The sequence below is a fragment of the Comamonas terrae genome (genome assembly GCF_001544075.1).
GTDB lineage: Bacteria > Pseudomonadota > Gammaproteobacteria > Burkholderiales > Burkholderiaceae_C > Comamonas > Comamonas terrae.
In genome coordinates, this window is sequence record NZ_BCNT01000007.1 from 206,720 (window position 1) to 232,420 (window position 25,701).

Annotated in this window: 21 protein-coding genes; 9 read left to right on the forward strand and 12 right to left on the reverse strand. The window is 69.0% G+C overall.

Annotated elements, in window-relative coordinates:
• Positions 1-133: 133 nt before the first annotated feature.
• Positions 134-1,225 (forward strand): iron-sulfur cluster carrier protein ApbC, encoded by a 1,092-nt coding sequence (gene apbC, locus Cte04_RS12560; RefSeq protein WP_066477894.1) that lies wholly within the window; start codon positions 134-136, stop codon positions 1,223-1,225.
• Between the two features lie 64 nt (positions 1,226-1,289).
• Here the strand turns inward: apbC and Cte04_RS12565 are convergent, their stop codons facing one another.
• The gene (locus Cte04_RS12565; protein ID WP_066477897.1) at positions 1,290-2,174 is read right to left on the reverse strand and encodes a LysR family transcriptional regulator; all 885 of its coding nucleotides are present in this window, start codon (positions 2,172-2,174) and stop codon (positions 1,290-1,292) included.
• A 50-nt stretch (positions 2,175-2,224) separates the two neighbouring features.
• On the opposite strand from Cte04_RS12565, the gene Cte04_RS12570 reads away from it, so the two are divergent.
• Complete coding sequence (locus tag Cte04_RS12570; protein ID WP_066478157.1) at positions 2,225-3,172, forward strand: DMT family transporter; 948 nt, start codon at positions 2,225-2,227, stop codon at positions 3,170-3,172.
• A gap of 147 nt (positions 3,173-3,319) precedes the next feature.
• On the opposite strand, the gene Cte04_RS12575 is transcribed toward Cte04_RS12570, so the two are convergent.
• From Cte04_RS12575 to Cte04_RS12590, 4 genes are all read right to left on the reverse strand, one after another.
• Positions 3,320-3,802 (reverse strand): low molecular weight protein-tyrosine-phosphatase, encoded by a 483-nt coding sequence (locus Cte04_RS12575; RefSeq protein WP_174522922.1) that lies wholly within the window; start codon positions 3,800-3,802, stop codon positions 3,320-3,322.
• The gene (locus tag Cte04_RS12580) at positions 3,799-4,182 is read right to left on the reverse strand and encodes a hypothetical protein (protein WP_066477900.1); all 384 of its coding nucleotides are present in this window, start codon (positions 4,180-4,182) and stop codon (positions 3,799-3,801) included. Before Cte04_RS12580 ends, Cte04_RS12575 begins: the two co-directional genes overlap by 4 nt.
• A 373-nt stretch (positions 4,183-4,555) precedes the next feature.
• The gene (locus Cte04_RS12585) at positions 4,556-5,551 is read right to left on the reverse strand and encodes a Bug family tripartite tricarboxylate transporter substrate binding protein (protein WP_066477909.1); all 996 of its coding nucleotides are present in this window, start codon (positions 5,549-5,551) and stop codon (positions 4,556-4,558) included.
• 2 nt (positions 5,552-5,553) lie between these two features.
• Positions 5,554-6,636 (reverse strand): adenosine deaminase family protein, encoded by a 1,083-nt coding sequence (locus Cte04_RS12590; RefSeq protein WP_066477912.1) that lies wholly within the window; start codon positions 6,634-6,636, stop codon positions 5,554-5,556.
• Positions 6,637-6,706: 70 nt separating this feature from the next.
• On the opposite strand from Cte04_RS12590, the gene Cte04_RS12595 reads away from it, so the two are divergent.
• Positions 6,707-7,621: a LysR family transcriptional regulator gene (locus Cte04_RS12595; RefSeq protein WP_066477915.1), complete on the forward strand. Its 915-nt coding sequence runs from the start codon at positions 6,707-6,709 to the stop codon at positions 7,619-7,621.
• Here Cte04_RS12595 and Cte04_RS12600 read toward each other — a convergent pair.
• Complete coding sequence (locus tag Cte04_RS12600; RefSeq protein ID WP_066477918.1) at positions 7,586-8,353, reverse strand: sulfite exporter TauE/SafE family protein; 768 nt, start codon at positions 8,351-8,353, stop codon at positions 7,586-7,588. The two genes, Cte04_RS12595 and Cte04_RS12600, sit on opposite strands and share 36 nt — an antisense overlap.
• Before the next feature lie 77 nt (positions 8,354-8,430).
• On the opposite strand from Cte04_RS12600, the gene Cte04_RS12605 reads away from it, so the two are divergent.
• Positions 8,431-10,968, forward strand: coding sequence for an ABC transporter permease (locus Cte04_RS12605; protein WP_066478162.1), 2,538 nt, complete (start codon positions 8,431-8,433; stop codon positions 10,966-10,968).
• Between the two features lie 108 nt (positions 10,969-11,076).
• Here Cte04_RS12605 and Cte04_RS12610 read toward each other — a convergent pair whose 3' ends face one another.
• From Cte04_RS12610 to Cte04_RS12625, 4 genes are all read right to left on the reverse strand, one after another.
• The gene (locus tag Cte04_RS12610) at positions 11,077-12,294 is read right to left on the reverse strand and encodes a PepSY-associated TM helix domain-containing protein (protein ID WP_066477927.1); all 1,218 of its coding nucleotides are present in this window, start codon (positions 12,292-12,294) and stop codon (positions 11,077-11,079) included.
• A gap of 4 nt (positions 12,295-12,298) precedes the next feature.
• Complete coding sequence (locus tag Cte04_RS12615) at positions 12,299-14,773, reverse strand: TonB-dependent receptor (RefSeq protein ID WP_370671032.1); 2,475 nt, start codon at positions 14,771-14,773, stop codon at positions 12,299-12,301.
• Between the two features lie 365 nt (positions 14,774-15,138).
• Positions 15,139-16,098, reverse strand: a complete 960-nt coding sequence (locus Cte04_RS12620) for a FecR domain-containing protein (RefSeq protein ID WP_245633361.1) — start codon at positions 16,096-16,098, stop codon at positions 15,139-15,141.
• Positions 16,095-16,574 (reverse strand): sigma-70 family RNA polymerase sigma factor, encoded by a 480-nt coding sequence (locus tag Cte04_RS12625; protein ID WP_066478166.1) that lies wholly within the window; start codon positions 16,572-16,574, stop codon positions 16,095-16,097. The genes Cte04_RS12620 and Cte04_RS12625 overlap by 4 nt, the downstream gene beginning before the upstream one ends.
• 306 nt (positions 16,575-16,880) lie before the next feature.
• Between Cte04_RS12625 and Cte04_RS12630 the strand changes: the two genes are divergently transcribed.
• A complete protein-coding gene (locus Cte04_RS12630; protein ID WP_066477930.1) occupies positions 16,881-17,285 on the forward strand; it encodes a group II truncated hemoglobin in 405 nt (134 codons plus the stop codon).
• 112 nt (positions 17,286-17,397) lie between these two features.
• On the opposite strand, the gene Cte04_RS12635 is transcribed toward Cte04_RS12630, so the two are convergent.
• Complete coding sequence (locus Cte04_RS12635; protein WP_066478168.1) at positions 17,398-18,318, reverse strand: LysR family transcriptional regulator; 921 nt, start codon at positions 18,316-18,318, stop codon at positions 17,398-17,400.
• A gap of 171 nt (positions 18,319-18,489) precedes the next feature.
• On the opposite strand from Cte04_RS12635, the gene Cte04_RS12640 reads away from it, so the two are divergent.
• From Cte04_RS12640 to Cte04_RS12655, 4 genes are all read left to right on the forward strand, one after another.
• Positions 18,490-19,851: a DUF3100 domain-containing protein gene (locus Cte04_RS12640; protein WP_066477932.1), complete on the forward strand. Its 1,362-nt coding sequence runs from the start codon at positions 18,490-18,492 to the stop codon at positions 19,849-19,851.
• Between the two features lie 50 nt (positions 19,852-19,901).
• Entirely contained in the window at positions 19,902-21,071 is a 1,170-nt protein-coding gene (locus Cte04_RS12645; RefSeq protein WP_066477936.1) for a M20 aminoacylase family protein, read from the forward strand.
• Between the two features lie 23 nt (positions 21,072-21,094).
• Positions 21,095-22,477, forward strand: coding sequence for an L-serine ammonia-lyase (locus tag Cte04_RS12650; RefSeq protein WP_066478170.1), 1,383 nt, complete (start codon positions 21,095-21,097; stop codon positions 22,475-22,477).
• Between the two features lie 98 nt (positions 22,478-22,575).
• A complete protein-coding gene (locus Cte04_RS12655; RefSeq protein WP_066477939.1) occupies positions 22,576-24,642 on the forward strand; it encodes a bifunctional 2',3'-cyclic-nucleotide 2'-phosphodiesterase/3'-nucleotidase in 2,067 nt (688 codons plus the stop codon).
• A 132-nt stretch (positions 24,643-24,774) separates the two neighbouring features.
• Here Cte04_RS12655 and Cte04_RS12660 read toward each other — a convergent pair whose 3' ends face one another.
• Positions 24,775-25,671 carry a spherulation-specific family 4 protein gene (locus Cte04_RS12660; protein WP_066477942.1) on the reverse strand — a complete coding sequence of 299 codons (897 nt, stop codon included), beginning with the start codon at positions 25,669-25,671 and terminating at the stop codon, positions 24,775-24,777.
• Positions 25,672-25,701: the final 30 nt, after the last annotated feature.

Here is a 25,701-nt window from a genome sequence, read left to right on the forward strand (position 1 = left end):
TGTCTCTCGGGCGGCGGCGCATGGCCGCGATCCTTGTGCGCGGCGGCGGAGATCGCCGGCACGCACTAGGGTTGGAAGCGTTCGCTAGACTATCCCTCATCCGAGAAATCACCAGAACAATCCTCCACAAGCAATGGCAGTTACTGAACAAGCGCTCCTGGCCGCACTCTCCGGCGTGCTCGATCCGCATACGGGCAAGGACTTCGTGAGCACGCGCGCCGTGCGCAATCTGCAGATCGCCGGCGGCGATGTGTCCTTCGAGGTGGAAATGGGCTATCCGGCCCGGAGCCTGCAGCCCGCGCTGCGCAGCCAGTTCATCGCGGCGGCCAGGACGGTCGAAGGCGTGGGCAATGTCTCCGTCAACATCGCCACCAAGGTCGCGGCCCATGCGGTGCAGCGCGGCGTGCAGCTGCTGCCGGGCGTGAAGAACATCATCGCCATCTCCTCGGGCAAGGGCGGGGTGGGCAAGAGCACGACCACGGCCAATCTCGCCCTGGCGCTGGCCGCCGAGGGCGCGCGCGTGGGCATCCTGGATGCCGACATCTACGGCCCCAGCCAGCCCATGATGATGGGCGTCTCCGGCAAGCCCGAGAGCACGGACGGCAAGACCATGGAGCCGCTCGAGAACCACGGCGTGCAGGTCATGTCCATCGGCCTGCTGGTCAACAACGACCAGGCCATGATATGGCGCGGCCCCATGGCCACGCAGGCGCTGGAGCAGATGCTGCGCCAGACCAACTGGAAGGACCTGGACTATCTGCTGGTGGACATGCCGCCCGGCACCGGCGACATCCAGCTGACCCTGGCCCAGCGCGTGCCCATGACGGGCGCCGTGGTCGTGACCACGCCGCAGGACATCGCGCTGATCGACGCCAAGAAGGGCGTGCAGATGTTCGAGAAGGTGGGCGTGCCCATCCTGGGCCTGGTGGAGAACATGGCGGCCCATGTCTGCACCCAGTGCGGCCATGTGGAGCACATCTTCGGCGCCGACGGCGGCAAGAAGATGGCGGCCGAGCAGCACATCGACTACCTGGGCGCGCTGCCCCTGTCGCTGCAGATCCGCCTGCAGGCCGACAGCGGCAGGCCCACGGTGGTGGCCGAGCCCGAGAGCGAGGCTGCCCAGGTCTACAAGAAGGTGGCACGCGACCTGGCCGTGAAGGTGGCCCTCAAGGCGAAGGACTTCACGAGCAAGTTTCCGACCATCACGGTGAGCCAGGGCACCTGAGCCCGGCGGCCCGCCCCTTGGCCTCTTGAAGAACAACGCCCGCTATCTGCGGGCGTTGCCGCATCTAGCCGAAGCGCTTTTTCCTGGCCATCTCGCGCGCCAGCGCCACAAAGCCGGCCGCGGCCGGCGACAGGCGCTCCAGGCTGCGCACGGCCAGGCCCGTGACGCGGCGCTGGCGCGGCGAGAGGCTGCGGTAGACCATGCCGGCCGGCGGCTCTGCGGGCACGGCCAGCCGCGCGGCGATCGCGGTCGCCTGCCCCTGGGCCACGAAGCCCAGCATCGAGGACATCTGCTCAAAGTGGTAGATCGCATCGGGCTGGGCGCCGGCTTCGGCCAGGAATCGGTCGATCTGCGCGCCCGAGCCGGCCGAGGTGCGGATGAAGGGCTCGCCCTGCAGGTCCGCGGCACGGATGCTGCGCTGGCCCGCGAGCCGGTGTGCGGCCGGCAGCAGGGCCACCAGCTCGTCCTCGACCAGGGGGATGGTCTCGAAGCGCTCGTCGGGCAGCACCACGAAGCCGATTTCCACGCGCCGCTCCAGCAGCCACTTGACCACGGTGTCGTCGTTCTGCTCGTCCACCTGGACCTGCACGGCCGGCTGGCGGAGCCGATATTCGGCAAGCAGCTGCGGCAGCAGCCGCAAGGAAGAGGTCGCGCCGAACGAGGCCACGCGCAGCGTGCCGCGCGCCATGCCGCGCTCGGCATCGGCTTCCTGGCGCAGCGCCTCTTTCTGCTGCAGGATGTCGTTGGCGCGCTGCAGCAGGCGCGTGCCCGCATCGGTCAGCGAGGAGCTGGGGCCTTCGCGCCGCACCAGCTGGACCTGAAGCTCCCCCTCCAGCGCGCGCATGGCGTGGCTGACGGCACTCTGGGTAATGCCCAGCAGCGCGGCCGCACGTGAAAAACTGCCGGCGCGCGCCAGCGCCGCGAACACTTCGAGTTGGGCGAATGTCATGAATGTTTGCTCATTTGTCTATGAGGCTGCATGAAGACATAGTACGCGCCATGATGACCCGTGATTCCTTTGGCCCGCACCTGCGGCTTGTCGGCATGGCCCTGCTCTGGGGCGCTTCCTGGCCTGCGGGCCGCGTGATCGCCCAGAACATGCCGCCGCTGGCTGCGGCCAGCCTGCGCTTTGTGCTTGCCGTCATGGTGCTGCTGCCCTGGATGTACTGCGCCGGCGGCTTTGCCGGCCTCAAGGGCTGGAGCGCGAGGCGCTGGCTGGGCATGGGAGCCGCCGGCGCCACCGGCGTTTTCGGCTATGCCTCGTTCTTCCTGCTGGGCCTGCAGCATGTGCCGGCCGGCAAGGCGGCGCTGGTCATCACGCTCAATCCCGTGGTCACGCTGCTGCTGGCCGTGTGGCTGTTTCGGGAGCGCATCAACCGCGTCATCGCCTCGGGCATGCTGCTGGCGGCGCTGGGGGCCGTGGTCGTCATCTCGCACGGCCGGCCGCTGGAGATCCTGCAAGGTGCCGTGGGCACCGGCGAGGCGCTGATCCTGGGCTGCGTGGCCTGCTGGGTGTCGTACACGCTGATCGGCCGCTGGCTGCTCACGGGCGTGGATGCGCTTTCGGCCACGGCCGTCACGTCCACCGTGGGCGCTGTGCTGCTGCTGGCCGCCAGTCTGGTCGTGGAAGGGCCTGCGGGCCTTGCCGCCGCCCTTCACGGCACCTGGCAGGCCTGGATGGCCCTGCTGTTCCTGGCCTTTGGCGCCACGGCCCTGGCCTATGCCTGGTATTTCGACGGGGTCAAGGCCCTGGGCGCGGGCGCGGCCTCGGGCTATATCACGCTGGTGCCGGTGATCGGCGTGGTGTTCTCTGCCTTGCTGCTGGGCGAGGAGATCGATGCCTCCATGCTGGTGGGCGGCGCCATGGCCGTGGCCGGCACGGTGGTCATGAACTGGGGGCGCAGGCCGGCAGCAGCTGCCCTGTCCACGAGGCGGGTGGCGGGTTAACTCCCTCGCTGCCGCAAAGCGCGCGTATCCGCCTGCCCGGGCATGGGCGCATGCGCCATGGGCAGGAACACGACCGCGCCCAGGCTCACCGGGCTGCTGGCCATCTGAGCGCTTGCAGATGCGCCTGGCGCGGACCGGTGGGGCCGCCTAGGCGCGCGGCACGGAGGCGAGCACGCCCGCGCAGGCGTCTTCCACCAGGTCGAGCACATGCTCGAAGCCCTGGACGCCTCCGTAGTAGGGGTCGGGCACTTCGCGGTCGGTATGGGTGCGGCAGAAATCGGTCAGGCGGCGCAGGCGCGTCAGCCGCTCGGCGGGGCACAGGCGGCGGGCGGCGGCCTCGTTGGCGTCATCCATGACCAGTACCAGGTCGAAATCGTCGAAGTCGCTGGCCTGCAACTGGCGCGCGCGCTGCGGGCTCAGGTCGTAGCCGCGTTTTCGGGCATGGGCCTGGCTGCGCGCATCGGGCGCTTCGCCCACGTGGTAGCCATGGGTGCCGGCGGAGTCCACGGCGATGCGGTCGGACAGGCCGGCATCGGCCACCATTTTCTCCAGCACGCCATGGGCCGTGGGGCTGCGGCAGATGTTCCCCGTGCAGACCATGAGCACGCGAAACGGACGGCCGGCAGTCATGGCTGGCCCTCTTGCTCGCGGGCCTTGAGATGGGCAGCCAGCTGAGCCTCCAGTCCACCGATCTGCAGCTGCAGCTGGCGCAGGCTGCTTTGCATGGTCAGGCCCAGCAGGCGGCGCATGGCTTCGAAGAACAGCACCATGAACAGCACGACCGGCAGAACGCCCCAGCGCAGCCACGGCGATGCATGGTTGGCCCAGGCCACGATGCAGACCGCCACGGCCATGGCGACGGCCAGGTAGTTCCACTTTCTGGAGCGCTGCATCTTCAGCGCGTATTGCTGTGCGGTGTTTTCGAGTTGCTGGCCCGTGGCCTGGAGCCTGGCCAGCGATGCCTGGACTTCTTCCAGGCTTTGGGGGATGGGTGCGTTGTCGGAAGGCATGGAGCCATTGTAGGAAGTGCGGGTCACCTCCAGGCTCCATGCCTTAGAACGTGTTTACGATCTCCTCGCGCCGCGACAGCGGCCTTGCGGGATGGGATGCTAGGGGGCGGCCCCCCGCATCCGATACCGCAGCAATAGCCGTGCTATTGCGAGGATTGGCGCGGCCGGCTAGGCAACGATGCAGACCGCCCCTGACCCGGGCGGCCGCAAAGCCGATGTCCCGAAGGGTTGGAGCGCAATCGGGCGATTTCTTCGCGCTGTCTCTTGCCTGCACCCCGGTGCAAGCTGCGAGCCATCGCTTCGAACTCATCCCGATTGCGCTCCAACGCGGCTGCGTAGAGATCGTAAATACGTTCTTGGTCGATCGCGGTGCTCAATCTGCCGAGATATGGGCGTTCTTGACGATTTCCGCGTAGCGCGCCTGTTCCTTGCGCACGAAGGCGCCGAAGTCCGCCGCGCTGCCGCTGGCCGCCACGGCGCCCTGCTCGGCGAGCTTGGCCTTGACCTCGGGCGCGGCGAGCACGGCATTGAGTTCCTGGTTGAGCCGGGCGACGATGGGCGCGGGCGTGCGGGCCGGCGCGAAGATGCCGGACCAGGACACCATCTGGTAGCCCTTGAGCGCCGGGGTCTCGCCCACGGTGGGCACGTTGGGCAACTCGGGCAGCCGCTTGTCCGAAGTCACGGCCAGGGCCTTGAGCTTGCCGGACTGGATCTGCGGAATGGCCGTCACGCTGATCAGCATGGCCAGGTCCACCTGGCCGCCGACCACGTCGGTCACGATCTGGCCGCCGCCGCGGTAGGGCACGTGGACCAGCTGCATCTTGGCGCGCTCGCTCAGCCGCTCGGTCGCCAGGTGCAGGATGGTGCCTATGCCCGAGGTGGCATAGCTGATCTTGCCGGGCTGCTGCTGGGCCAGCCTGGCCAGTTCGTCGAGGTTGCCGGCCGGCAGGCTGCTGCGGGCCACCAGCACCATGGGCGCCGTGTTGACCATGGCCACGGGCGCCAGGTCCTTGAGCGCGTCGTAGCGCACGGCGGCCGGGTTGACGAGCTTGGCGATGGCGATGGGGCTGTCCGCGCCCATGACCAGGGTGTAGCCGTCGGCGGCCGCATGCACGCCCTTGTTGACGCCGATGGCGCCGCCGGCGCCGGCCACGTTGTCGATGACCACGGACTGGTGCAGGCGCTCGCCGAGCTTCTGTGCGACCAGGCGGGCCGTCACGTCCACGCTGCCGCCGGCGCTGAAGGGCACGATCAGCGTGATGGGCCGCGCCGCGGGCCAGGCGGGATCGGCGGCATGGCTAGCGCCGGCGCACAGCGCAAGGCCGCAGAAGAAGGCGGCGAGTGGGAAGGATTTCTTGAACTGGAACATGGTCAGGCCTGTGCGGTGGAAAGATGGGTGGCGCGCTGCGCATCGAACTCGGCGCTCCACTGGCGGCGCAGTTCGGCTTGCTCGGCAGGGGTGATCCAGGCGGCGTCTATGCCGTTGAGCATGAAGCCCTTGAGATCGTCAATGGAAAAACCGAAGTCGCAGACCATCTTGCTCCAGGCGCCCGTGGGATCGACATGGTGCAGCGTGGGGTCGTCGGTATTGGGATGCACGCGCAGGCCCAGGCCCGGCATCTGGCGGATCGGGTGGTCCAGCGCCCAGCGCTCGGGCGGGAGCGTGCGCAGGTAGTAGGAATTGGTGGGCACCACCGTGAACACGATGCCCCTGTCGGCGCAGCGCCGGGCCAGCTCCGGGTTGTCCACCACGGTGTAGCCGTGGTCGATGCGGTCCACCTGGAGCACGTCCAGCGCGGTCTGGAGATTGTTCCAGGGCAGGCCGAATTCGCTGGCGTGGGCCGTGGTCTTGAGGCCGCTCCTGCGGGCCAGCGCATAGGCGTCGACGAACAGCTCGGGCGGGCGCTCGTTCTCGCGGTAGTCGATGCCTATGCCGGGCACCTCGTCATGGCGGTGGGCGAGCATCCATTCGACCATCTCGACGGCGGCCGCGGCCGGTGCCTCGCGGTCGATGGACGGCACCAGGCGCCCGCGTATGCCGCAGTCCTTGAGCGCATCGGCCGCGCCGGCCAGGATGGCGGCCTGGGCGGTCTCGTAGCGCATGCCCGAGCACTGCACCGTGCCCGTGGGGTTCCAGAAGAACTCGGCATAGCGCACGTTGTGCGCGGCCGCGTCCTGCAGGTATTCGTAGGTGATGCGGTGCAGGTCGTCGCTCGAGCGCAGCAGCCACTGGTCCAGGGCGCGCAGCACGCGCAGCACGCCCACGGGCTTTTCGCCACGCGTGTAGAAGGCCTCGATTTCCTCCAGCGTCAGCGGCGCCCTGGCGCGCTGCACGAGGTCGATAAAAGTGTTCTTGCGCACGGTGCCCAGCAGGTGGCAGTGCAGCTCCATCTTGGGGATGGCATGCAAAAAGGCGGACAGCTCGGGTGTGGCGCAGGTGGGGGCAGCATTCATGGCCCGCATGCTAGGCCGACTGCAGCCATAAATAAAATGATTTAATTTGATAGGTCTATCCAGGTAATTTATGGCAAACCTGCATGTGCCCAGCCTGCGCCAGTTGCGGGCCTTCCTGGCCGTGGCGGAAAGCGGCAGCTTCAGCCAGGCGGCCCAGCAGCTGTCGTTGAGCCAGCCCGCGGTCTCGGCCAGCATCCGCGAGCTGGAGTCGCTGCTGGGCGCGCGCCTGATGGACCGCGGGCCGCATCACATGGCGCTGACCGAGGCCGGCCGCACGCTGCTGCATGAGGCGCAGTGGCTGGTGGCCAGCTTCGACCGCGGCGTGGGCCGGATGCATGCCGTGCTGGCCGGCGGCCAGCAGACCGTGCGCATCGCCTGCCTGCCGTCGGCCATGCACCTGCTGGCGCCGGCCCTGGCGCAATGGCAGCGGCAGCAGCCGCAGGTGCGAGTGGAAATCTCCGATCCCCTGCATGAGGAACTGATCGCCCAGCTGCGCGGCGGCGCCGTGGACATGGGCATCACCACCGAATTGGACATGCCGGCGGGGCTGCACACCACGCCGCTGATGGAGGACGAGCTGGTCGTGCTGCTGCCGCCGGGCCACCGCCTGGCGCAGGATGGCGGGCCGCTGCGCTGGCGCGCCTTGCGCGGCGAACGGCTGGCCCTGTTCGCGCGCGGCAGCACCTACGAACTGGCCGTGGCCACCCTGCGCCAGCAGCGCATCGCCCTGGACGAGGCCATGCGCATGCGCTACAGCGAGTCGCTGTACAGCCTGGTGCAGGCCGGCCATGCGGTGGGCGTGATCTCGCGCCTCTACACCCAGGGCGTGGCCACGCCCGCGTTGCAGGTGCGGCGCCTCACGGCGCCCGTGATCGGCCGGCGCCTGGCCCTGATGGTCAATGGCGAGCCAGGGCAGCAGCGGCCGCCGGTGGCCGCCTGCCGGGGTTTTCTATGCGAGCGCCTGGGCGCCCAGGCGCAGCCATAGCTTGGGGAGGGCGGAGACCAGCAGGGCCAGGCCCGAGAAGGTCAGCAGGCCCAGCACGATCTGGCGAAAGCGCATGTCGCTGATGCCGATGTAGACGCGCGTGCCGATGAAGCTCGGGATCAGCATGGCCGGCAGCACGGTGGCGAACCAGGGCCACATGGACCGGGTGACGATGCCCGAGGCCAGATAGGTGCCCATGGTGACCAGCAGCATGGACAGGTTGAAGTTCTGGATGATGGCGCGCTGCACGTCGCGCTCATAGCCGCGCAGCGTGCACCACAGCGTGGGCAGGGTGCCGGTGAAGCCGCCGATGCCGCCCATGATGCCGCCGGCCAGCCCGACCGCGCCGTCGGCCAGCCGCCCGCCGGCCGCGAGCCGGGGCAGGCGCTGCGACAGCAGCATGGCCGGGCACCAGAGCACCAGCAGCAGCCCCAGGACGAGGCGGAACCAGTCCATGTCCAGGCGCGGCAGCAGCGACACGCCCAGCGGAATGCCGGCCAGGCCGCCGAGCAGAAAGGGCGCCAGCTGCCGCCAGTCGAAGCCGCGGCGCACGGAAAAGGCCGCGACCAGCTGGCCCGTGAGCGCACCGAACACGGCCAGCGTGGCGGCCAGCCGGGGCTCCAGCACCCAGGCCCAGAACGACATGGCCACCATGCCGAAGGCAAAGCCCGAAAGCCCCTGCACGAATCCCGCGACGGCGGCGCCCAGGGCGACAACGATGAATATTTCCATGGCCTTCCTCTTTCCCGCATTGTGTGCGGATTCCGCGCAACCGCCGGGGCAAGCGCGCCTCGGTTATCGTGCGGGGCATGCATGAATCTTCTGTCTGGACTCTGGGTTGGCGCAGCCTGTGGCGCGATGTGCGCGCAGGCGAGCTGCGCCTGCTGGCCGTGGCCGTGCTGCTGGCCGTGGCGGCGCTGACCTCGGTGGGCTTTTTTGCCGACCGCCTGCAGGGCGGCCTGCAGCGCGATGCGCGCCAGCTGCTGGGCGGCGACGTGGTGGTGGTCAGCGACAATCCGGCACCCGCCATCTTTGGCGAGCATGCCCGCGCGCAGGGCCTGCAGACCGTGGCTTCGGCCAGCTTTCCGACCATGGCGCGGGCCGACCAGGCCAGGGGTGGTGCCAGCCAGCTGGTGGCGCTCAAAAGCGTGGAGCCCGGCTATCCGCTGCGCGGCGTGCTGCATCTGAACCAGGGACCGGGCCAGCCGGATCTGGAGGTCAGGGCGATTCCCGAAAGCGGCCACGCCTGGGTCGATGCCGCGCTGCTGGAGGCGCTGGGCCTGAAGCTCGGCGATGAGCTGCTGCTGGGCGATGCGCGCTTTCGCCTCTCCCACGTCATCGCCATGGAGCCCGACCGCGGGGCGGGCTTCATGAGCTTTGCGCCGCGCGTGATGATCAGCGGCGCCGACCTGCCCGCCACGCGCCTGGTGCAGCCGGCCAGCCGCATCACCTACCGCCTGGCCGTGGCCGCAGCGCCCGAAGCGGGCCGAGCGGGAGAGCTGGCCGCGCAGCGCTATCTGGCCTGGGCCCAGGAGCAGACCAGGGCCGGGCACGGCCTGCGCATAGAGTCGCTGGAAAGCGGCCGCCCCGAGATGCGCCAGACGCTGGACCGTGCCGAGAAATTCCTGAGCCTGGTGGCGCTGCTGGCCGCGCTGCTGTCGGCCGTGGCCGTGGCGCTGGCCGCGCGCGGCTTTGCCAACAGCCATCTCGATGCTTCGGCCATGCTGCGCGTGCTCGGCCAGAGCCAGCGGCGCATTGCCGGTGCGTATGCGGTGGAGTTCGTGCTGGCGGGACTGGCGGCCAGTGCCGCCGGCGTGCTGCTGGGCTGGGCCATCCACCATGTGTTCGTGCTGATGGTGGCGGGGCTGGTGCAGACAAGCCTGCCGGCCGCCGGCATCTGGCCCGCGCTCATGGGGCTGGGCATGGGCATGACCCTGCTGCTGGCCTTCGGCCTGCCGCCGGTGCTGCAGCTGGCCCAGGTGCCGCCGCTGCGCGTGATGCGGCGCGATCTGGGCAGCCTCAAGCCGGCATCGCTGTCGGTGCTGGTGGTGGGCGTGGCGGGCTTCGCGGGCCTGCTCATGGCCGTGAGCCGCGACCGGCAGCTGGGCCTGATCGCCGTGGGCGGCTTTGCCGCCGCCGTGCTGCTGTTTGCGGCGCTGGCCTGGCTGGCCGTCGGGCTGCTGCGGCGGCTGGTCAACGAGGCCACGGCGCCGCGCTGGCTGGTGCTGGCCACGCGCCAGGTCTCGGCGCGGCCGGCCTATGCCGTGGTGCAGGTCAGCAGCCTGGCCGTGGGCCTGCTGGCCCTGGTGCTGCTGGTGCTGCTGCGCACCGACCTGATTGCCAGCTGGCGCCAGGCCACGCCGGCCAATGCGCCCAACCGCTTCGTGATCAATGTGCAGCCCGACCAGGCCAGTGACTTCCAGGCCGCGCTGGCCCGTGCCGGCGTGCGCAGCTACGACTGGTATCCGATGATCCGCGGGCGGCTGGTGGCCGTCAACGGCCGCGAGGTCTCGCCCGACGACTACGCCGAGGACCGGGCCAAGCGGCTGGTGGACCGGGAGTTCAATCTATCGACGACCACGGTGGCGCCTGAGCACAACCAGATCGTGGCCGGGCGCTGGTCGCCGGGCGAGGCCGGCGCCGTCAGCGTGGAAGAGGGCATTGCCAAGACGCTGGGCCTGCACATGGGCGACGTGCTGCGCTTCGACATCGGCGGCGAGCTCAGCGAGGCACGGATCACCAGCCTGCGCAAGGTGGACTGGGGCTCCATGCGCGCCAACTTCTTCGTGATCTATCCGGTGCAGCACCTGGACAACGTGGCCGTCACCTATCTGGCGGCCTACCGGGCGCCCGAGGTGGCGGGCTTCGACAATGCGCTGGTGCGCGAGTTTCCCAACATCACCAATGTGGATCTGAGCAGCACGCTGGCCCAGGTGCAGCGCGTGATGGACCAGGTGATCCGTGCCGTGGAATTCCTGTTCGGCTTCACGCTGGCCGCCGGCCTGGTGGTGCTGTTCGCGGCCGTGACGGCCACGCGCGAGGAGCGGGCGCGCGAATACGCCATCATGCGCGCCGTGGGCGCCCGCGCCGGACTGCTGCGCCAGGTGCAGAGCGCGGAGCTGGCGGGCGTGGGCCTGATGGCCGGTTTTCTGGCCAGCTGCGTGGCGCTGGCCGTGGGCTGGGCGCTGGCGCGCTGGGTGTTCGATTTCAGCTGGAACGTGCTGTGGTGGGTGCCGCTGGTCGGTGCCCTGGCCGGCGCGGTGCTGGCCTGGCTGGCCGGCTGGTGGGCGCTGCGGGAGGTGCTGCAGCGCCCGGTGATGACGACGCTGCGCCAGGCGGCGGAGTGAAGCCCGCGCGGCAGCAGATGCGTTGAATCATTCTGGATAGCGGCCATCGCCTTTTCATCAACAAATCCACAGTGATTCCTGTCTGGATTCATTGTGGGACAGGCGGTGTCAGCTCTTCTTTTTGAAGGTCCAGCGCAAGACTCCCGCGATGCACAGCGCGGCCGTTCCCAGCCCCGCAAGGCAGATGAGCACGCGCCCGCGCAGGCCCCAGAGCTTGCCCGAATGCAGCGGATACATCCAGACCAGAAAGCGGTCGGCGCCGGTGCCGCTGGGGTAGCCGAAGCGCGCCAGCAGGCTGCCGCTGCGGCTGTCGATGAAGACCTGCTCGTAGCGCACGCGCCAGGCCGCCTCCCGCAGGCCCGGCTCCTTGAAGGCGATGCGGTACGCCCCCTGCTGCGGCAGCGGCGCCAGGTACCAGGGCTGGTAATGCAGGGCCTCGGCGGGCAGCAGGCTTTGCGCCTGCTCCAGGGCCTGGGCGGCGGGCAGCTGCGCGCCGGCCGGCAGCCGGCCATCGGTTTGCCGCCCATCGCGCTGCGACAGCCGGGCGAGCGGGTGGGGCGTGATGTGGCCGAAGAGGCCGACCACCGGCTTGAAGACCTCGTTGCCCAGGTTCAGGTAGATGCCGGTCAGCGCGCTGCACAGGGCCAGGGGCAGCAGCCACAGGCCGAGGGCGCGGTGTAAGTCGTTGACGAGGCGAAAGCGCGGGCCCTTCCATGGCATCTGCCAGGCCGGCCGCCAGCGCGCCAGGTAGGCGCGCTGGCGCGTGCCCCGCGGCAGCGCCGCCGCCCTGCCTCTTTGCCGCGCGGGCAGGGTGAGATACAGGCCCGCCAGGCTCAGGCCCAGCCACGCGATGGCGGCGCCGCCCAGCAGGCGGTTGCCCAGCCGGCCCGGCAGCGTCAGCGTGCGGTGAAAGCGGTTGAGCCAGGGCATGAGATGGGCGCGGTCGCCCTGCCAGGCGCCCCATTGGCGCCGGCCCAGGATGCGGGCCGTGGCCGGATCGACGAACAGCCGGTCGAAGCGCGGCGCCGCTGTCGGCCCGCCCGCCTGCGGGCGTGGCGCGACATGCACTTCGCGCGCCTCGCCCGGCGGCGTGTCCAGCGGCATCTGCGCCACGCGCACCTGCGGCTCCTGCGCTTCGATGCGGGCGATGAGCGCATCCACCGGCATGGCCTGCCGCAGGTTGCCCGTGCGAAACAGCTGCGGGTTGATCAGCCGGTCCAGCTCATGCTCGAAGGCGATCAGGCTGCCCGTGATCGCGCTGATGCACAGCAGGCCGGCGACGGTCAGGCCGCACCAGCGGTGCAGCCGGCGAAACAGCGCCTTCATCCTGTCACCAGGTGTGGGCGTAGCCGATCTTCAGCACCGCGCCGGCTGCGGGCAGGCGGCTGGTGTTGTTGTTGCTGCGCAGCAGCTGGCTGTAGAGCGGGAAGTAGTGGCGGTTGAACAGGTTCTCCACGCCGAAGGAGACGCGGTTCTTGGCATCCAGGCGCCACTGGCTGATCAGGTCCACCGTGGTGTAGCCGCTGGTGTCGTAGCGCCCGAAGCTGGTCCTGCCCTGCAGGCGGTAGTCCTTGGAGGCGTAGGAGGTCAGCTGCACCCTGTGGCTCCAGCTGGCGCTGGGCCGGTACTGGGCATAGGCCGTGACCTTGAGCGGCGGTATGCGGTAGCCCGTCATGTCCTGGGCGCTGGCGGCGCCCTGCAGGCGCTCGCGGCCCGCCATCCAGGTCAGGCTGGCGCCGGCGCTCCAGCGGTCGTCGTCGCTGTAGTAGTCGAGGCCGCCTTCGATGCCGTGGATCTTCTCGCGCGTGCGCAGCAGCGTCAGGCCGTTGTTGAAGCTCTGCACGGCGCCCAGGTCGGACTGCGACTGGAAGACGCTCAGATTGGCCATGACGTTGGAGAACTTGCCGCGCCAGCCGATTTCGTAGGTATCGGTCTTGATGGCCTGCAGGTTGGAGTTGCCGATGTTGAAGGCCGGCGTGGCATTGCGCACCACCACGCCGATGTCGGGCAGCTCGAAGCCCTGGCTGTACGAGGCGTAGAACTCCTGGCCCTTGGCCGGCGTGTACACGGCACCCAGGTTGTAGGTCCAGGCGCTGTACCTGACCGTGCCGCCGGCCACGGACTGGGGATCGGGCACGCGCGACTGCGAAAGCGGCGTGAAGTCGTTGAAGCTGGCCTGGGCGCGGTCGTAGCGCACGCCGCCCTCGGCCGACCACCGGTCGCTGAAGCGGTGCTGCAGCTGGGCAAAGGCGCCGATGCTGCGCGTGGTCACGGGCGGCATGTAGGTCAGCCGGCCGGTCTTGCGGAACACCAGGCCGCCGCTGGCGTCGTAGGCCCGCGGATCGAACACGTCGATGGGCATGTCGGTGCGCTCATGGTTGAAGTCGGCGCCCCAGATCAGCAGGCTGCTGCGGTCCTGGCCGAACGGCGTCTTGACGGTCAGGCGGCCGCCGAACACGTTCGAGTTCTGCATGGACTGGTCCACGTTGGCGCCGCGCACGGGCACGGCGCGGGCGTCGAAGGGGGCAAAGCGCGTGTAGAAATCGCGGTAGTAGAGCTGGGCGGCCAGCGTGCTGCCCGCCAGGTCGCTGTTCTCGTAGTCCAGGCCCAGCATGGTGTTCCTGATCTGGTTCTGGTCGGCCAGCTCCAGGCCCTTGATCGGCCTTGCCGCGGCCGTGCCGGGGGGCAGCCGGGCCACCGAAGGGTCGGAGGCATAGGCCGTGTCCTGGCTGGCGTTGTAGTGGCTGGCCGACAGCTGCAGGCGCTGGCGCGCATCGAGCTTGAAGCCGACCTTGGCCGAGGCGTTGTAGATGCTGGAGTCGAACAGGTCGCCCTGGCTGGGCTCGGGCGCGATGCGCGCGCCTCGCGCATCGTAGGAGCCGCCATTGTGGCGGGCGCCCAGGCTCACCGAGTAGTCCACGCTCTCGTTGCCGCCGGACAGGTAGTGCTGCACTTCCGCGCCCAGGCCGGCCGCGCGCGGGCGCGACAGCGGGACGGTGCCGGTGACCACGGTCTCGGCCTGCACCTCGCCGCTGGGGCGCTTGGTGCGGATGGAGATGATGCCGCCGGCCGCGCCGCTGCCGTAGATGGCGCTGCTGCCGCGCAGCACCTCGATCTGCTCTATGTCCGCGGGGTTGATGTTGGCCAGGTTCCTGGAGGAGTCGCGGTTGGTGTTCAGCGGCACGCCGTCGACGAGGATGAGCATGTTGCGCCCGCGCAGCGTCTGGCCGTAGTCGGTGATGGTGTGGCTGGAATCGGCCATGCCGGGCACGGCCTTGCTCAGCACGGTGGCCAGGCTGTCCGAGCCCTGCCTGAGCTGCTGTACCTCCTCGCCTTCGAGCACCGTGACCTGGCGCGTGGGGGCCACCAGGTTGTTCTGGGTGCGGGCCGTGACGGTGACGGCTGCCAGCTCGGCGCCATCGCCTGCCCGCGTATCCCCGCCAGAACCGGCACCTGAACCCACGCCGGCGGCGGCCTGGAGTGTCGCGGCCTGCGCGGCTTCCAGCACATAGTTGCCGGGGCCGGCCTGGCGCGCCCTGAGCCCCGTGCCCTGCAGCAGGCCGGCCAAGCCGCCGTCAACGGAAAAGCGCCCGGACAGGCCCGGGGTGCGCAGCGAGCCCAGCCGGTCGGGGTCCAGGCTCAGATTGATGCCGGCCTGCGTGGCAAAGGCCATCAGCGCCGGACCCAGCGGGCCGGGCGGAATCTGGAACGACGTGGAGGCCTGAGCCTGGGCCGGCACGGGCTCCCCCGCCTGCGCCGCGCCCAGCTGCAGGCCCAGCGCGGCGCCGCCGATGAGGGCCGTCATGGCGGCCTGCGCCACCCGCCGCCGTGGCGGCAGGACGGAAGGGGCGCAGGGCAGGGAGCCGGGGGAGGAAAGGCGGATTGCGGGCATAGGTTCGATCCTGGTCGCTGTCAAATGAAAGGCTTCACTGCACATGACAGGCGAGCCGCAAAAACCGGACAGCGGAGGACAAAAAAATCTGCAGTCGGGCCGCCCAGGCCAAAACGGCGAAGCCATACGGGCCCCCTCGGGGCGCAGCGCCACCGCACGCGGCGCGACAAGCCTGGCCTTGGACATGTTTTGCCGCCGGGCCGCCCCAAGGCAAAACGGCGAAGCCGTACGGGCCCTCGGGGGCAGCGCCGCCGCACGCAGTGCGGCAAGCGCGGGGGCTATTCCCCCGTCACAGTCACCCAATAGCGCGTGCGGCTGCGCACGTTCACCGGCAGGGTCTGGGCCAGCAGCTCCAGAATGCGGTCCGTGTCCCGCAGCTGGAAGGCGCCCGAGACGCGCAGCTCGGCCACCTGCGGATCGCACAGCAGCAACCCCTCGCGGTAGCGGCCCACCTCGGCCAGGAAGTCCTGCAGCCGCATGCGCTCGGCATACAGCATGCCGTGGGTCCAGGCGTCGGGCGCGGCGGCGAGGGGGGAGGGCGTGGCGGCCGTGCGCGCATCGAACGCCAGCTGCTGGCCGGCCTGCACGATGACGGAGCTGCCCGAGCGTGCCGGCGTGACCCGCACCGCGCCCTCCAGCACGGCAAGCCGGGTCCTGCCCTGCTGCCTGCGCACGATGAACCGCGTACCCAGGGCCTGCATGCGGCCTTCCTCGGTCTCGACCACGAAGGCCCGGGCGGCGTATGCGGCCGTGTGCGCGGTCTCGACCAGGATTTCCCCGGCATGCTGGCGCACCCGCCGGGCCTGGGTGTCGAAGCGGACGCTGATGGCCGAATCGGTGTTCAGAAGAACCCGGCTGCTGTCGGCCAGGGTGATGGAGCGGCTCTCGCCCCTGGCGGTGCGGTAGTCGGCGCTCCAGGACTGCCAGGGCAGGTGGCGCCAACCCAGCCAGCCGAGCGCGGGAGTGGCCAGCAGCAGCGCGGCGTGGCGCAAGGCCTGGCGGCGTTTGCTGCGCCGGCGCGGACGGTTGAGCACCGCCATGCCCAGGGCAGGGGGCAGGCTGCCCAGGCGTTCCTGCAACTGTTCGGCGCACAGCCACACCTGCTCGTGCTCGGGGCTGCGGCTGCGCCAGCGCGCCAGCTCCTGCTGCTCGGCGGCGCTGAAGCTGGAGGAATGGCTTCGGGCCAGCCAGTGCGCGGCCTCGTCGAGCAGACGGGCGTCCACGGGCCCCATGCTCATGCCTCCAGCATGGCGCGCAGGCACTGCCGGAAGCCCTGGGCCATGTAGCGCGTCACGGTGCGCACGCTCAGTTCCATCTGCGCCGCGATGTCTTCATAAGACAGGCCTTCGAGCTGGGACAGCAGAAAGGCAGTGCGGACCTTGGGCGGCAGCTCGTCGAGCAGGGCGTCCAGCTCCTCCAGGGTTTCCAGCAGCATGGCGCGCGCCTCGGGCGAGGGGGCCATGGGCTCGGGCAGCAGCCGCAGCGAGGCCAGGTAGGCCTGCTCCAGCGACTGGCGCTCCAGGTGGTTGATGAGCAGCCGCTTGGCCACCATGGTCAGGTAGGCGCGGGGCTCGCGCAGGTCCTGCAGGGCCTGGGCCCGGGTTGCCGTGCACAGGCGGGCGAAGGTGTCCTGCGCGATGTCGGCGGCATCGCTGCGGTTGCCCAGCTTGCGCTGCAGCCATGCCACCAGCCAGGGGTTGTGCTGCAGGTACATGCGGCCCAGCGTCTGGCGGCTGTCACTATCGGCGGGTATGGACACGGGAAAGTCGGTTGGCGTCAAAGATGGCGGGATTCTACATAAATGATATTTATTCTCATTATTGATATGCCATGCTCCGGCCATCCGGCTATTGCCTTGCGGCAACGCAGGCCAAGCCGGTCGGGGGACAATGCCGCAGCGACCGTATCCGTCAGCACTTGCGCAGACATGCGGGCGCCAAGGCGCCAAGTGCCTCTCCATGAGACACATGCCCCGCCCGAAACTGATTTGCGCAAGTCGCATTCCATTGCCCCTCACACCATGCAGATTGAAGAAAAGCCGCCGTTCGCCACGCCCTACGAGTGGATTGGCGGGGAAGAGAAGGTCCAGCAGCTGGTCACGCGCTTTTACGACCTCATGGACCTGGAGCCCGCCTATCGCGAGCTGCGCGGGGCCCACGGCAGCACGCTGGACGATGCGCGCCAGAAGCTGTTCTGGTTTCTCTGCGGCTGGCTGGGCGGGCCGGACCACTACCAGAGCCGCTTCGGCCATCCGCGCCTGCGCATGCGCCACATGCCGTTTTCCATCGGCATCCAGGAGCGCGACCAGTGGGTGGCCTGCATGGACCAGGCCATGGGCGAGACCGGCGTGCCCGAGGCGTTGCGTGTGCGCCTGAAGGCCAGCTTCATGAATACCGCCGACTGGATGCGCAACCGCGGCGTTTGAATCTTTTGCTATTGAAAATATAGCTTTCTGCGCATGCCAGGCAATGGGTTGTAGCCAAAAATTTTGGCATCCACGCCTGGCGTGACGCCATGCTGCACGGCGCCGGCAGGGCTCAGGCCAGCGCGCGGTGCTTGATATCGGCCACGATGCGCTGCAGCAGCACGCCGGCGGCCGGCGGCAGTTGCCGGCCCTGGCGGGTGACGACCTTGGCCTGGCCCTGCGACAGCAGCGGATTGGCCATGGGCAGGGCCACGACGCGCTCGCCGCTGATCTCGTAGGCCGGCATGGGCATGCGCGCGCCCAGGGCATAGCCGAGGCCGGCGGTCACGAAATGGGCGATGGCGTTGAACGAGGTGGTGGTCAGCGCGGGCTGCAGGCGCAGGCCCTCGCTGATTTCGGCGGCCTCGATGTGCTGGCGCACGCCGAAGCCCCGGTGCAGCATGGCGCCCGGATAGGGCACCAGGTCGGCCAGCAGCAGCGGGCGCTGCAGCTGCGTCAGCGGATGCGCCTGCAGCACCAGGGCCTCGATGGGCTGGGGATGCGAGTGGTGGGTACGCAGCCGCTCGTCGCGCGGCGGCTGGAAAACCAGGCCGATATGGGCATGCTGCTCGACGATGCGCTCCACGATGTCGTCGGTACTGCCGACCTCGATGTCCACCGTGATCCCCGGGTATTCGGCCATGAAGTCGCGCAGGCTGTGGCGCATGAGCCAGTCGATGAAACCCTCGCCGGCCACGATGTCGATATGGCCGCGCTCGAGCTTGCGGATGCTGTCGAACTGCGCGAGCAGCTGGCGCTGCTCGCTGTTCTGGCGGCGCTGGTAGTCGGCCAGCAGCAGGCCGGCCTCGGTGGGCACCACGCCGCGGCCGTGGCGCTCCAGCAGGCGCGCGCCGCATTCCTGCTCCAGCAGGCCGATGGCGCGGCTCACGGCCGAGGGGTCCATGTCCAGGGCTTCGGCCGCTCCGCGCACCGAGCCGTGCTCCAGCACCTGCATGAAATAGCGCAGGCGGCGGGAATCCAGGGTTTCTTGCAGGACGGGGGGCATGGCGTGTCGGCTTGCTGCGTTGCATTCAATGCAACAAATATCCCGATTTTGCATCATTGATGCAACAAGACAGGACGATGACACTTTGGCGCTGTCAATGCAGCGCGGGGCTGCCTGGCAAGTGTCCACTATCTTACCTCACGATATAGGGAAAACCCTATGAATTCTGTCGCAGCATCTTCCTCCGGTGTGGCAGGGCATGGCGATGCGCCGGCCCGGGTCACGGGAGCCGGCAAGCTCCGCCTGGTGCTCACCGTCCTCGCCATCGTCGCGCTGGCGGAGTCCATAGGTTCGGCCAAGTTCAAGCTGGGCCCCGGGCAGGTGGTGCTGATGCCCATGCTGTGGGCGCTGCTGATGGCGGCGGTCTGGGGCGTGGCGCAGCGGCGCCTGCCGGGCGCGCTGCGCATAGGCACCAGCCTGCAGAGCCTGGCGGGCGCCCTGCTCAATGCGGCGCTGATGCTGTTCGTGGTCAAGCTCTCGCTCACGGTGGGCGCAGCCCTGCCCATGGTGCGGCAGGCCGGCTGGGCGCTGTTCTTCCAGGAGTTCGGCCATGCATTCGGCACGCTGGCGCTGGGCCTGCCGCTGGCCCTGCTGCTGGGCATCAAGCGCGAGGCCGTGGGCTCCACGTTCTCGGTGGGCCGCGAGGGCAACATCGCCATCATCAGCGAGAAGTACGGCATGGCCTCCCCCGAAGGGCGCGGCGTGCTGGCCGAGTACATCACCGGCACGGTGCTGGGCGCGGTGTTCATCGCGGTGCTGGCGGGTTTCATCGCCAGCCTGCACATCTTCGATCCGCGTTCGCTGGCCATGGGCGCCGGCGTGGGTTCGGGCAGCCTGATGGCGGCGGCGCTGGGCGCGATCAGCGCCCAGGTGCCGCCCGAAGCGGTGCCCCAGGTGACGGCCATTGCGGCGGCCTCGAACCTGCTGACCTCGGTGGCGGGCTTTTACTTCACGCTGTTTCTGTCGCTGCCGGCCTGCTCCTGGCTGTACGGCAAGCTCGAACCCGTGCTGGGCCGCATGACAAGGCGCGGCCGCCAGCCCCTGCAGGAGTCGGCGCCCGACATGGCCGGCTCCGCCCCTGCGGCGCACGGTCTTTCGCTGGCCGATACGGCGCTGGCCTGGCTCGTGATGGCCGGCGGCGTGGCGACCGGCAATGCGCTGTCGTACAAGGTGCCGGTGCTGGTGTCGCTGGAAGGCATGCTCGTCATGGTGCTCATCGTGGCCGTGGCCGAGATCGCCAAGCGCCTGCTGCCGCGCATGCCGCTGCTGCTGGTGCTGTCCATCCTGGCGACCGTCATCGGCGTGCCCGGGCTGCTGCCCTTCAGCGACGCCGTGCTGGCCTTCACGGGCAAGCTCAATTTCATGGCCTTCACGACGCCGGTGCTGGCGCTGGCGGGCTTTTCGGTCGCCAAGGATCTGCCGCTGTTCCGCCGCCTGGGCTGGCGCATCGTGGTGGTGTCGCTGACCGCCACCGCGGGCACCTTCCTCGGCGCCACGCTGATCGCCGAATTCTTCCATTGACGCAGCCGTTCGCGCTGCGCCTTGCCCCTCATCCGAACGAGAACACAAGCATGTACAGAGAACCCGAGATTTCCGAAGACATCCGCCAGAGCATGGTGGCCTGGCGCCGCGACATCCATGCCAACCCCGAAACCGCCTTCGAGGAAAGCCGCACGGCCAACGTGGTGGCCAATGCGTTGGCGCTGATGGGCATTCCCGTGCACCGCGGCCTGGCCGGCACGGGCGTGGTGGGCACGCTCGCCAACGGCGACGGCCCGAGCATCGCGCTGCGCGCCGACCTGGATGCGCTGAACATGCAGGAGCTGGGCGCGCAGGCCCACGCCTCGCGCTGCGCAGGAAAGATGCATGCCTGCGGCCATGACGGCCACACGGCCATGCTGCTGGGCGCGGCTGCGCACCTGGCGCAGCACAAGCCGTTCCGCGGCACGGTGCACTTCGTGTTCCAGCCCGCCGAGGAGAACGAGGGCGGCGGCCGCGTGATGGTCGAGCAGGGCCTGTTCGAGCAGTTTCCCGCCGACGCGGTCTACGGCATGCACAACATGCCCGGCCTGCCGCGCGGCCAGTTCGCGATCCGCACCGGCGTGATGACGGCTTTTCTCGACACCTTCGAGATCACCGTCACGGGCAAGGGCAGCCATGGCGCCATGCCCGAGACCGGCATCGACTCCGTGGTGGTCGCGGCGCAGCTCGTGAATGCGCTGCAGACCGTCGTCAGCCGCCGCACCAAGGCCACGGACTCGGCCGTGGTCAGCGTCACGCAGATCCATGGCGGCGACACCTGGAACGTGATCCCCGAGCAGGTCGTGCTGCGCGGCACGGTGCGCACGCTGGACGCCGGCGTGCAGGAAAAGACCGTGGCCGCCATGCGCCAGATCTGCGAAGGCGTGGGCCGCACGCATGGCGCCACGGTGGCGCTGGACTATCGCTACGGCTATCCGGGCGTGATCAACACGGCCGCCGAGACCGATGCGGCCGTGGCTGCCGCCGCCACTCTGGTCGGCGCCGACAAGGTGCACACCGACATCCAGCCCACCATGGGCTCGGAGGACTTCGCCTTCATGCTGCAAAAGCGCCCGGGCGCCTATATCGTGATCGGCGCGGGCGAAGGCCCCAACGATCCGCCGGTGCACAACCCGTACTACGATTTCAACGACAACATCCTGCCGCTGGGCGCGGCCTACTGGGTGGAGCTGGTGAAGAAACAGTTGCCCGTGGCCTGACAGCCCGCCGGCTTGTGGAGGTGGTGATGCTTTCCGTGTTCGACATCTTCAAGATCGGCATCGGCCCGTCCAGCTCCCACACTGTGGGGCCCATGCGCGCGGCACTGATGTTCGCGCGCTCATTGCAGGAACAGGGGCTGCTGCAGCGCACGGCCCGCGTGCAGGTGCAACTGTTCGGCTCGCTGGGCGCCACGGGCCGCGGCCATGCCACCGACCTGGGCGTGCTGCTGGGGCTGATGGGCGAGGCGCCCGATACCGTGGACCCGGCCAGCGTGGCGCCGCGCGTGGCCGCCGTGCGCGCCGGGCAGGGCCTGGCGCTGCTGGGCAGCCGGCGCATCGCGTTCGACAGCCGCGAGGACATCGCCTTCCTCGGCGAGCGCAGCTTGCCCGAGCATCCGAACGCCATGCGTGTGGCGGCCTTCGACACCGAGGGCGCGCTGCTGCGCGAAGCGCATTACTTCTCTGTTGGCGGCGGCTTCGTCGTCGAGGGCGGCGCCACGGCGCCCGCGGGCACCGGGCATGTCGTGCGCCATCCCTACCCGTTTGCCAGCGGCGACGAGCTGATCGCGCTCGCGCGGCTCGAAGGCCTCTCGATTGCCGAGCTGGTCATGGCCAACGAATGCGCGTGGCGCTCCGAGGCCGAGGTTCGCGCCGGCCTCACGCATATCTGGCAGGTGATGCAGGACTGCGTGCGCCGCGGCTTCGGCCAGGACAATCCCGAGGCCCGGGCGCCGCTGCCCGGCAGCCTGCACATGCGCCGCCGTGCGCCCGAGCTGTACCGCAGCCTGTCGGCCGGCGACGGCGCCGATCCGCTGGCCGCCATGGACTGGGTCAATGCCTATGCCATGGCCGTCAACGAAGAAAATGCCGCGGGCGGGCGCGTGGTGACGGCGCCCACCAACGGCGCGGCCGGCATCGTGCCGGCGGTGCTGCACTACTACACACGCTTCGTGCCCGGCGCCGGCGAGCGCGGCGTGCAGGATTTCCTGCTCACCGCCGGCGCCATCGGCATGCTCTACAAGGCCAATGCCTCGATCTCGGGTGCCGAGGTCGGCTGCCAGGGCGAGGTGGGCGTGGCCTGCTCCATGGCGGCCGGCGCACTGGCAGCGGTGCAGGGCGGTACGCCGCAGCAGGTGGAGAACGCGGCCGAGATCGGCATGGAGCACAACCTGGGCCTGACCTGCGATCCGGTCGGCGGCCTGGTGCAGATTCCCTGCGTGGAACGCAACGCCATGGGCGCCGTCAAGGCCATCAATGCCGCGCGCATGGCGCTGCGCGGCGACGGCAGCCACTATGTCTCGCTCGATACCGTGATCCGCACCATGAAGCAGACCGGCGAGGACATGAAATCCACCTACAAGGAGACGTCGCTGGGCGGCCTGGCGGTCAACGTGGTCGAGTGCTGAGGCAGGGCCGTTGCGGCGCGCACGGCGGCCCGGCGATGTCACGGCGCTGTCAAAGCCCGCATGGACACTCGGTGGCTTTCTGACTCCAGCCGAATCTCATGCCGCTGCGACATCTGCATTCCCTGAATCGTTATTTTCTTTCACGCCGGCTCGCGCTGGGCACCCTGGCCAGCGCAGCCCTGCTGGCCGCCTGCGGCGGCAGCGACAGCGCCGATGCGGCAGGCGCGGGCCAGCCGGCCACGGCCACGCTGGCCGTGCTGGAAACCACGGACCTGCACTTCAATGTGCGCAGCTACGACTACTTCAAGCTGGCCGAGGACAAGACCTACGGCTTCGAGCGCACGGCCACGCTGGTGCGCCAGGCGCGCAAGGAATTCGCCAACACGCTGCTCGTGGACAACGGCGACACCATCCAGGGCACGGCCCTGGCCGACTACGAGGCAGAGGTCAAGCCCATTGCCTGCACCCAGCAGCTGTCCATGTACAAGGCCATGGGGGCGCTGGGCTTCGATGCGGGCACGCTGGGCAACCACGAGTTCAACTACGGCCTGCCGTTCCTCAACCAGGTGCTGGGCGGCGGCATGGAGGTCGATGGCGTCGATGCCGCGCAAAAATGCGCGGGCAACGGCTATCCGGCCGTGCTGGCCAATGTCTACAGCAGCAAGACCGGCAAGCCGCTGGTGCAGCCCTATGCGCTGCTGCAGCGCACGCTGGTGGCCAGAAGCAGTGACGGCAAGGAGGTCCGGCTGCCGATCAAGGTCGGCGTGATCGGCTTCACCACGCCCGGCATCATGAGCTGGGACAAGCGCCACCTGGACGGCAAGGTCTATACCGAAGGCGCGGTGGAGAGTGCGCAAAAGTATGTGCCCGAGCTGCGTGCCAAGGGGGCGGACATCGTCGTGGCGCTGCTGCATGGCGGGCTGGATGGCAGCGCATATTCCCCGACGATGGAAAACCCGGGCCTGTACCTGTCCAGGGTGGCGGGCATCGACGCCATGGTCATGGGCCACCAGCACAGCGTGTTTCCCGATCCGTCGGCCAAGCCGGCCTTCAGCCAGGCCGGCGTGGACAATGCGGCCGGCACCATCAACGGCGTGCCCGCCGTCATGGCCAGCTCCTGGGGCAAGGCGCTGGGCGTGATCCAGCTGGCGCTCCATTGGGACGGCAAGGCCTGGAGCGTGGACAAGAGCGGCAGCAAGAGCGAACTGCGCAATATCCAGGCCAAGGATGCCGCGGGCGCCAATGTGTTCGTCGATGCGGACCCCGCGGTGGCGCCGCTGATCGAAAGCCAGCACCAGGCGGCCATCCAGTACGTGAAGACGCCGATCGGCAGCACGGATTTCCGCATGAGCACGCTGTTTGCCGATGTGGGCGACCCCGGTGCCATCCAGATCGTGAACCAGGCGCAGCAGGCCCATGTGGCCGAATATGTGCAGGCTAACCTGCCGCAGTATGCGCAGCTGCCCGTGCTCTCGGTCAGCGCGCCGTTCAAGTCCGGCTTCCAGGGCGGCAAGGACTTCACCGACGTGGCCCAGGGTCCTCTGGCCATCTACAACGCGGCCGACCTGTACCTGTATCCGAACACGGTGTACGCGGTCAAGGTCAACGGCGCCGACATCAAGGACTGGCTGGAGGCCGCGGCCCAGCGCTTCAACCGCATCGACGTGAACAATGCGCAGGACCAGCAACTCATCAGCAGCTTCCCCGGCTACAACTTCGACATGTTCACCACGCCGGACGTGCAGTACGAGATCGACGTGACCCAGGCCAAGGGCAGCCGCATCAGGAACCTGAGCTACAAGGGGCAGCCCATCGACCTCCGGCAGGAATTCGTGATCGCCACGAACAACTATCGCGCCACCAGCGGCAAGAACTTCATTGCCAAGCTGGACGGCTCCTCGACCATCTGGGCCTCGCCCGATGCCAACCGCGACGTGGTCATCAAGTACGTGCGCGCGCATCCGCAGGTGACGCGCGCGGCCAACGGCGCGGCCAGGAGCTGGCGCTTCACGCCGGTGAAAACCGCCGGCAACGTGGTGTTCAGCTCGGGCCCGGATGCCATCTCGGTGGCCCAGGCGGCCGGCCTTGACGGCGTCTCGCTGCTGGCGGCCGACGACGGCTCCGGCAAGGGCATGTCGGTCTACAGGATCGACCTGTCCAGATAACCGCCGCGTTCACGCTCTGCCCGGCCCTGGCGGTGGCAGAGCGGATGGCGCCGGCTCGCCACGGAAAGGCCCGGGCCCTGCAGTGCAGGGGCCGGGCCTTTGTCTCTGCCATCGTTGGGCGGGGCAGGCGAATCAGCAGGAGGGCAGGGGCTGGTTCTTGTTCAGCGCATCGACCGAGCCCAGCAGTTGCGTCCAGTAGGACGGCAGGGCGGCCCAGGGGTTGCCGACGTCGGTGCGGGGGTCATATTCCAGCGATGTCACATACGCCAGGCCGGTGTGGGTGCGCGGCAGATCGGCGGTTTTCAGCGTGTTCTGCATGACGGCGCAGGTGGGCGCGTTGTGCACCAGCATGGCCTGGGCCGTCGTGGGCCTGTCATAGACCCAGGTGCTCTGGGGCTGCGGGTTGATCTGGCGGTAATCCGTTTCAAGGCCTTCGAAGGTGACCAGGGCATCGGTAATGCCTGCATACGCACTGTCGGGAAAGGTGCCGGGATTGCCGACGACCTGAAGGTCTGCGCTCTTGCCTTTGATGTACTCGTAAATCTCGCGGTAGAACGCCAGCTGGTCGCTCTTGGCGGCCATTTCGTCGAGGAAGAAGCCGCTGACGCCGGGGTAGAGCCTGAGGTAGTTGTCGACGTTGGCCTTCACTGCGCCCATGGAGCGGCTGCCATAGCCGGTGGCGACATAGCCCACCACGCGGCCGCCTTGCGCCCTGAAGGCATTGATGGCATCGGTGAACTGGCTGTTGGCCTGGGTGAAGTTGCCGTTTTCCGGATTCAGGATGGCCGTGATCTTCACGTCCGGATAGGCCTTCGCGCCCCTGGTGATGTCGTCCCAGCCGGGACTGGGATTGAAATAGGCGGGCACCAGCACCTGCATGGGCGTGTGTTGGGCGGTGCTGCTTTCCGCCCGCGGCGCGGAAGTTGCCGGGGCGTCCGAGCCATCGCCTCCTCCGCAGCCTGCCAGCGCCGCGGTCAGGGTCAAGAGGCTGGCGGCCAGGCGCAGCGGGGGCAGTGAAACAGGGGGCATGGCAATTTTTCCGGAGGGCTATGGGCGAGG

Bases quoted from the DNA above. Each gene is read 5' to 3' on its own strand.
- Cte04_RS12565 (WP_066477897.1), bottom strand. From the start codon at position 2,174: ATGACATTCGCCCAACTCGAAGTGTTCGCGGCGCTGGCGCGCGCCGGC.
- apbC (WP_066477894.1), top strand. From the start codon at position 134: ATGGCAGTTACTGAACAAGCGCTCCTGGCCGCACTCTCCGGCGTGCTC.
- Cte04_RS12655 (WP_066477939.1), top strand. From the start codon at position 22,576: ATGCCGCTGCGACATCTGCATTCCCTGAATCGTTATTTTCTTTCACGC.
- Cte04_RS12600 (WP_066477918.1), bottom strand. From the start codon at position 8,353: ATGGAAATATTCATCGTTGTCGCCCTGGGCGCCGCCGTCGCGGGATTC.
- Cte04_RS12645 (WP_066477936.1), top strand. From the start codon at position 19,902: ATGTACAGAGAACCCGAGATTTCCGAAGACATCCGCCAGAGCATGGTG.
- Cte04_RS12620 (WP_245633361.1), bottom strand. From the start codon at position 16,098: ATGAGCATGGGGCCCGTGGACGCCCGTCTGCTCGACGAGGCCGCGCAC.
- Cte04_RS12615 (WP_370671032.1), bottom strand. From the start codon at position 14,773: ATGACGGCCCTCATCGGCGGCGCCGCGCTGGGCCTGCAGCTGGGCGCG.
- Cte04_RS12595 (WP_066477915.1), top strand. From the start codon at position 6,707: ATGGCAAACCTGCATGTGCCCAGCCTGCGCCAGTTGCGGGCCTTCCTG.
- Cte04_RS12640 (WP_066477932.1), top strand. From the start codon at position 18,490: ATGAATTCTGTCGCAGCATCTTCCTCCGGTGTGGCAGGGCATGGCGAT.
- Cte04_RS12585 (WP_066477909.1), bottom strand. From the start codon at position 5,551: ATGTTCCAGTTCAAGAAATCCTTCCCACTCGCCGCCTTCTTCTGCGGC.
- Cte04_RS12625 (WP_066478166.1), bottom strand. From the start codon at position 16,574: ATGTACCTGCAGCACAACCCCTGGCTGGTGGCATGGCTGCAGCGCAAG.
- Cte04_RS12605 (WP_066478162.1), top strand. From the start codon at position 8,431: ATGCATGAATCTTCTGTCTGGACTCTGGGTTGGCGCAGCCTGTGGCGC.
- Cte04_RS12610 (WP_066477927.1), bottom strand. From the start codon at position 12,294: ATGAAGGCGCTGTTTCGCCGGCTGCACCGCTGGTGCGGCCTGACCGTC.
- Cte04_RS12570 (WP_066478157.1), top strand. From the start codon at position 2,225: ATGATGACCCGTGATTCCTTTGGCCCGCACCTGCGGCTTGTCGGCATG.
- Cte04_RS12580 (WP_066477900.1), bottom strand. From the start codon at position 4,182: ATGCCTTCCGACAACGCACCCATCCCCCAAAGCCTGGAAGAAGTCCAG.
- Cte04_RS12575 (WP_174522922.1), bottom strand. From the start codon at position 3,802: ATGACTGCCGGCCGTCCGTTTCGCGTGCTCATGGTCTGCACGGGGAAC.
- Cte04_RS12660 (WP_066477942.1), bottom strand. From the start codon at position 25,671: ATGCCCCCTGTTTCACTGCCCCCGCTGCGCCTGGCCGCCAGCCTCTTG.
- Cte04_RS12590 (WP_066477912.1), bottom strand. From the start codon at position 6,636: ATGAATGCTGCCCCCACCTGCGCCACACCCGAGCTGTCCGCCTTTTTG.
- Cte04_RS12630 (WP_066477930.1), top strand. From the start codon at position 16,881: ATGCAGATTGAAGAAAAGCCGCCGTTCGCCACGCCCTACGAGTGGATT.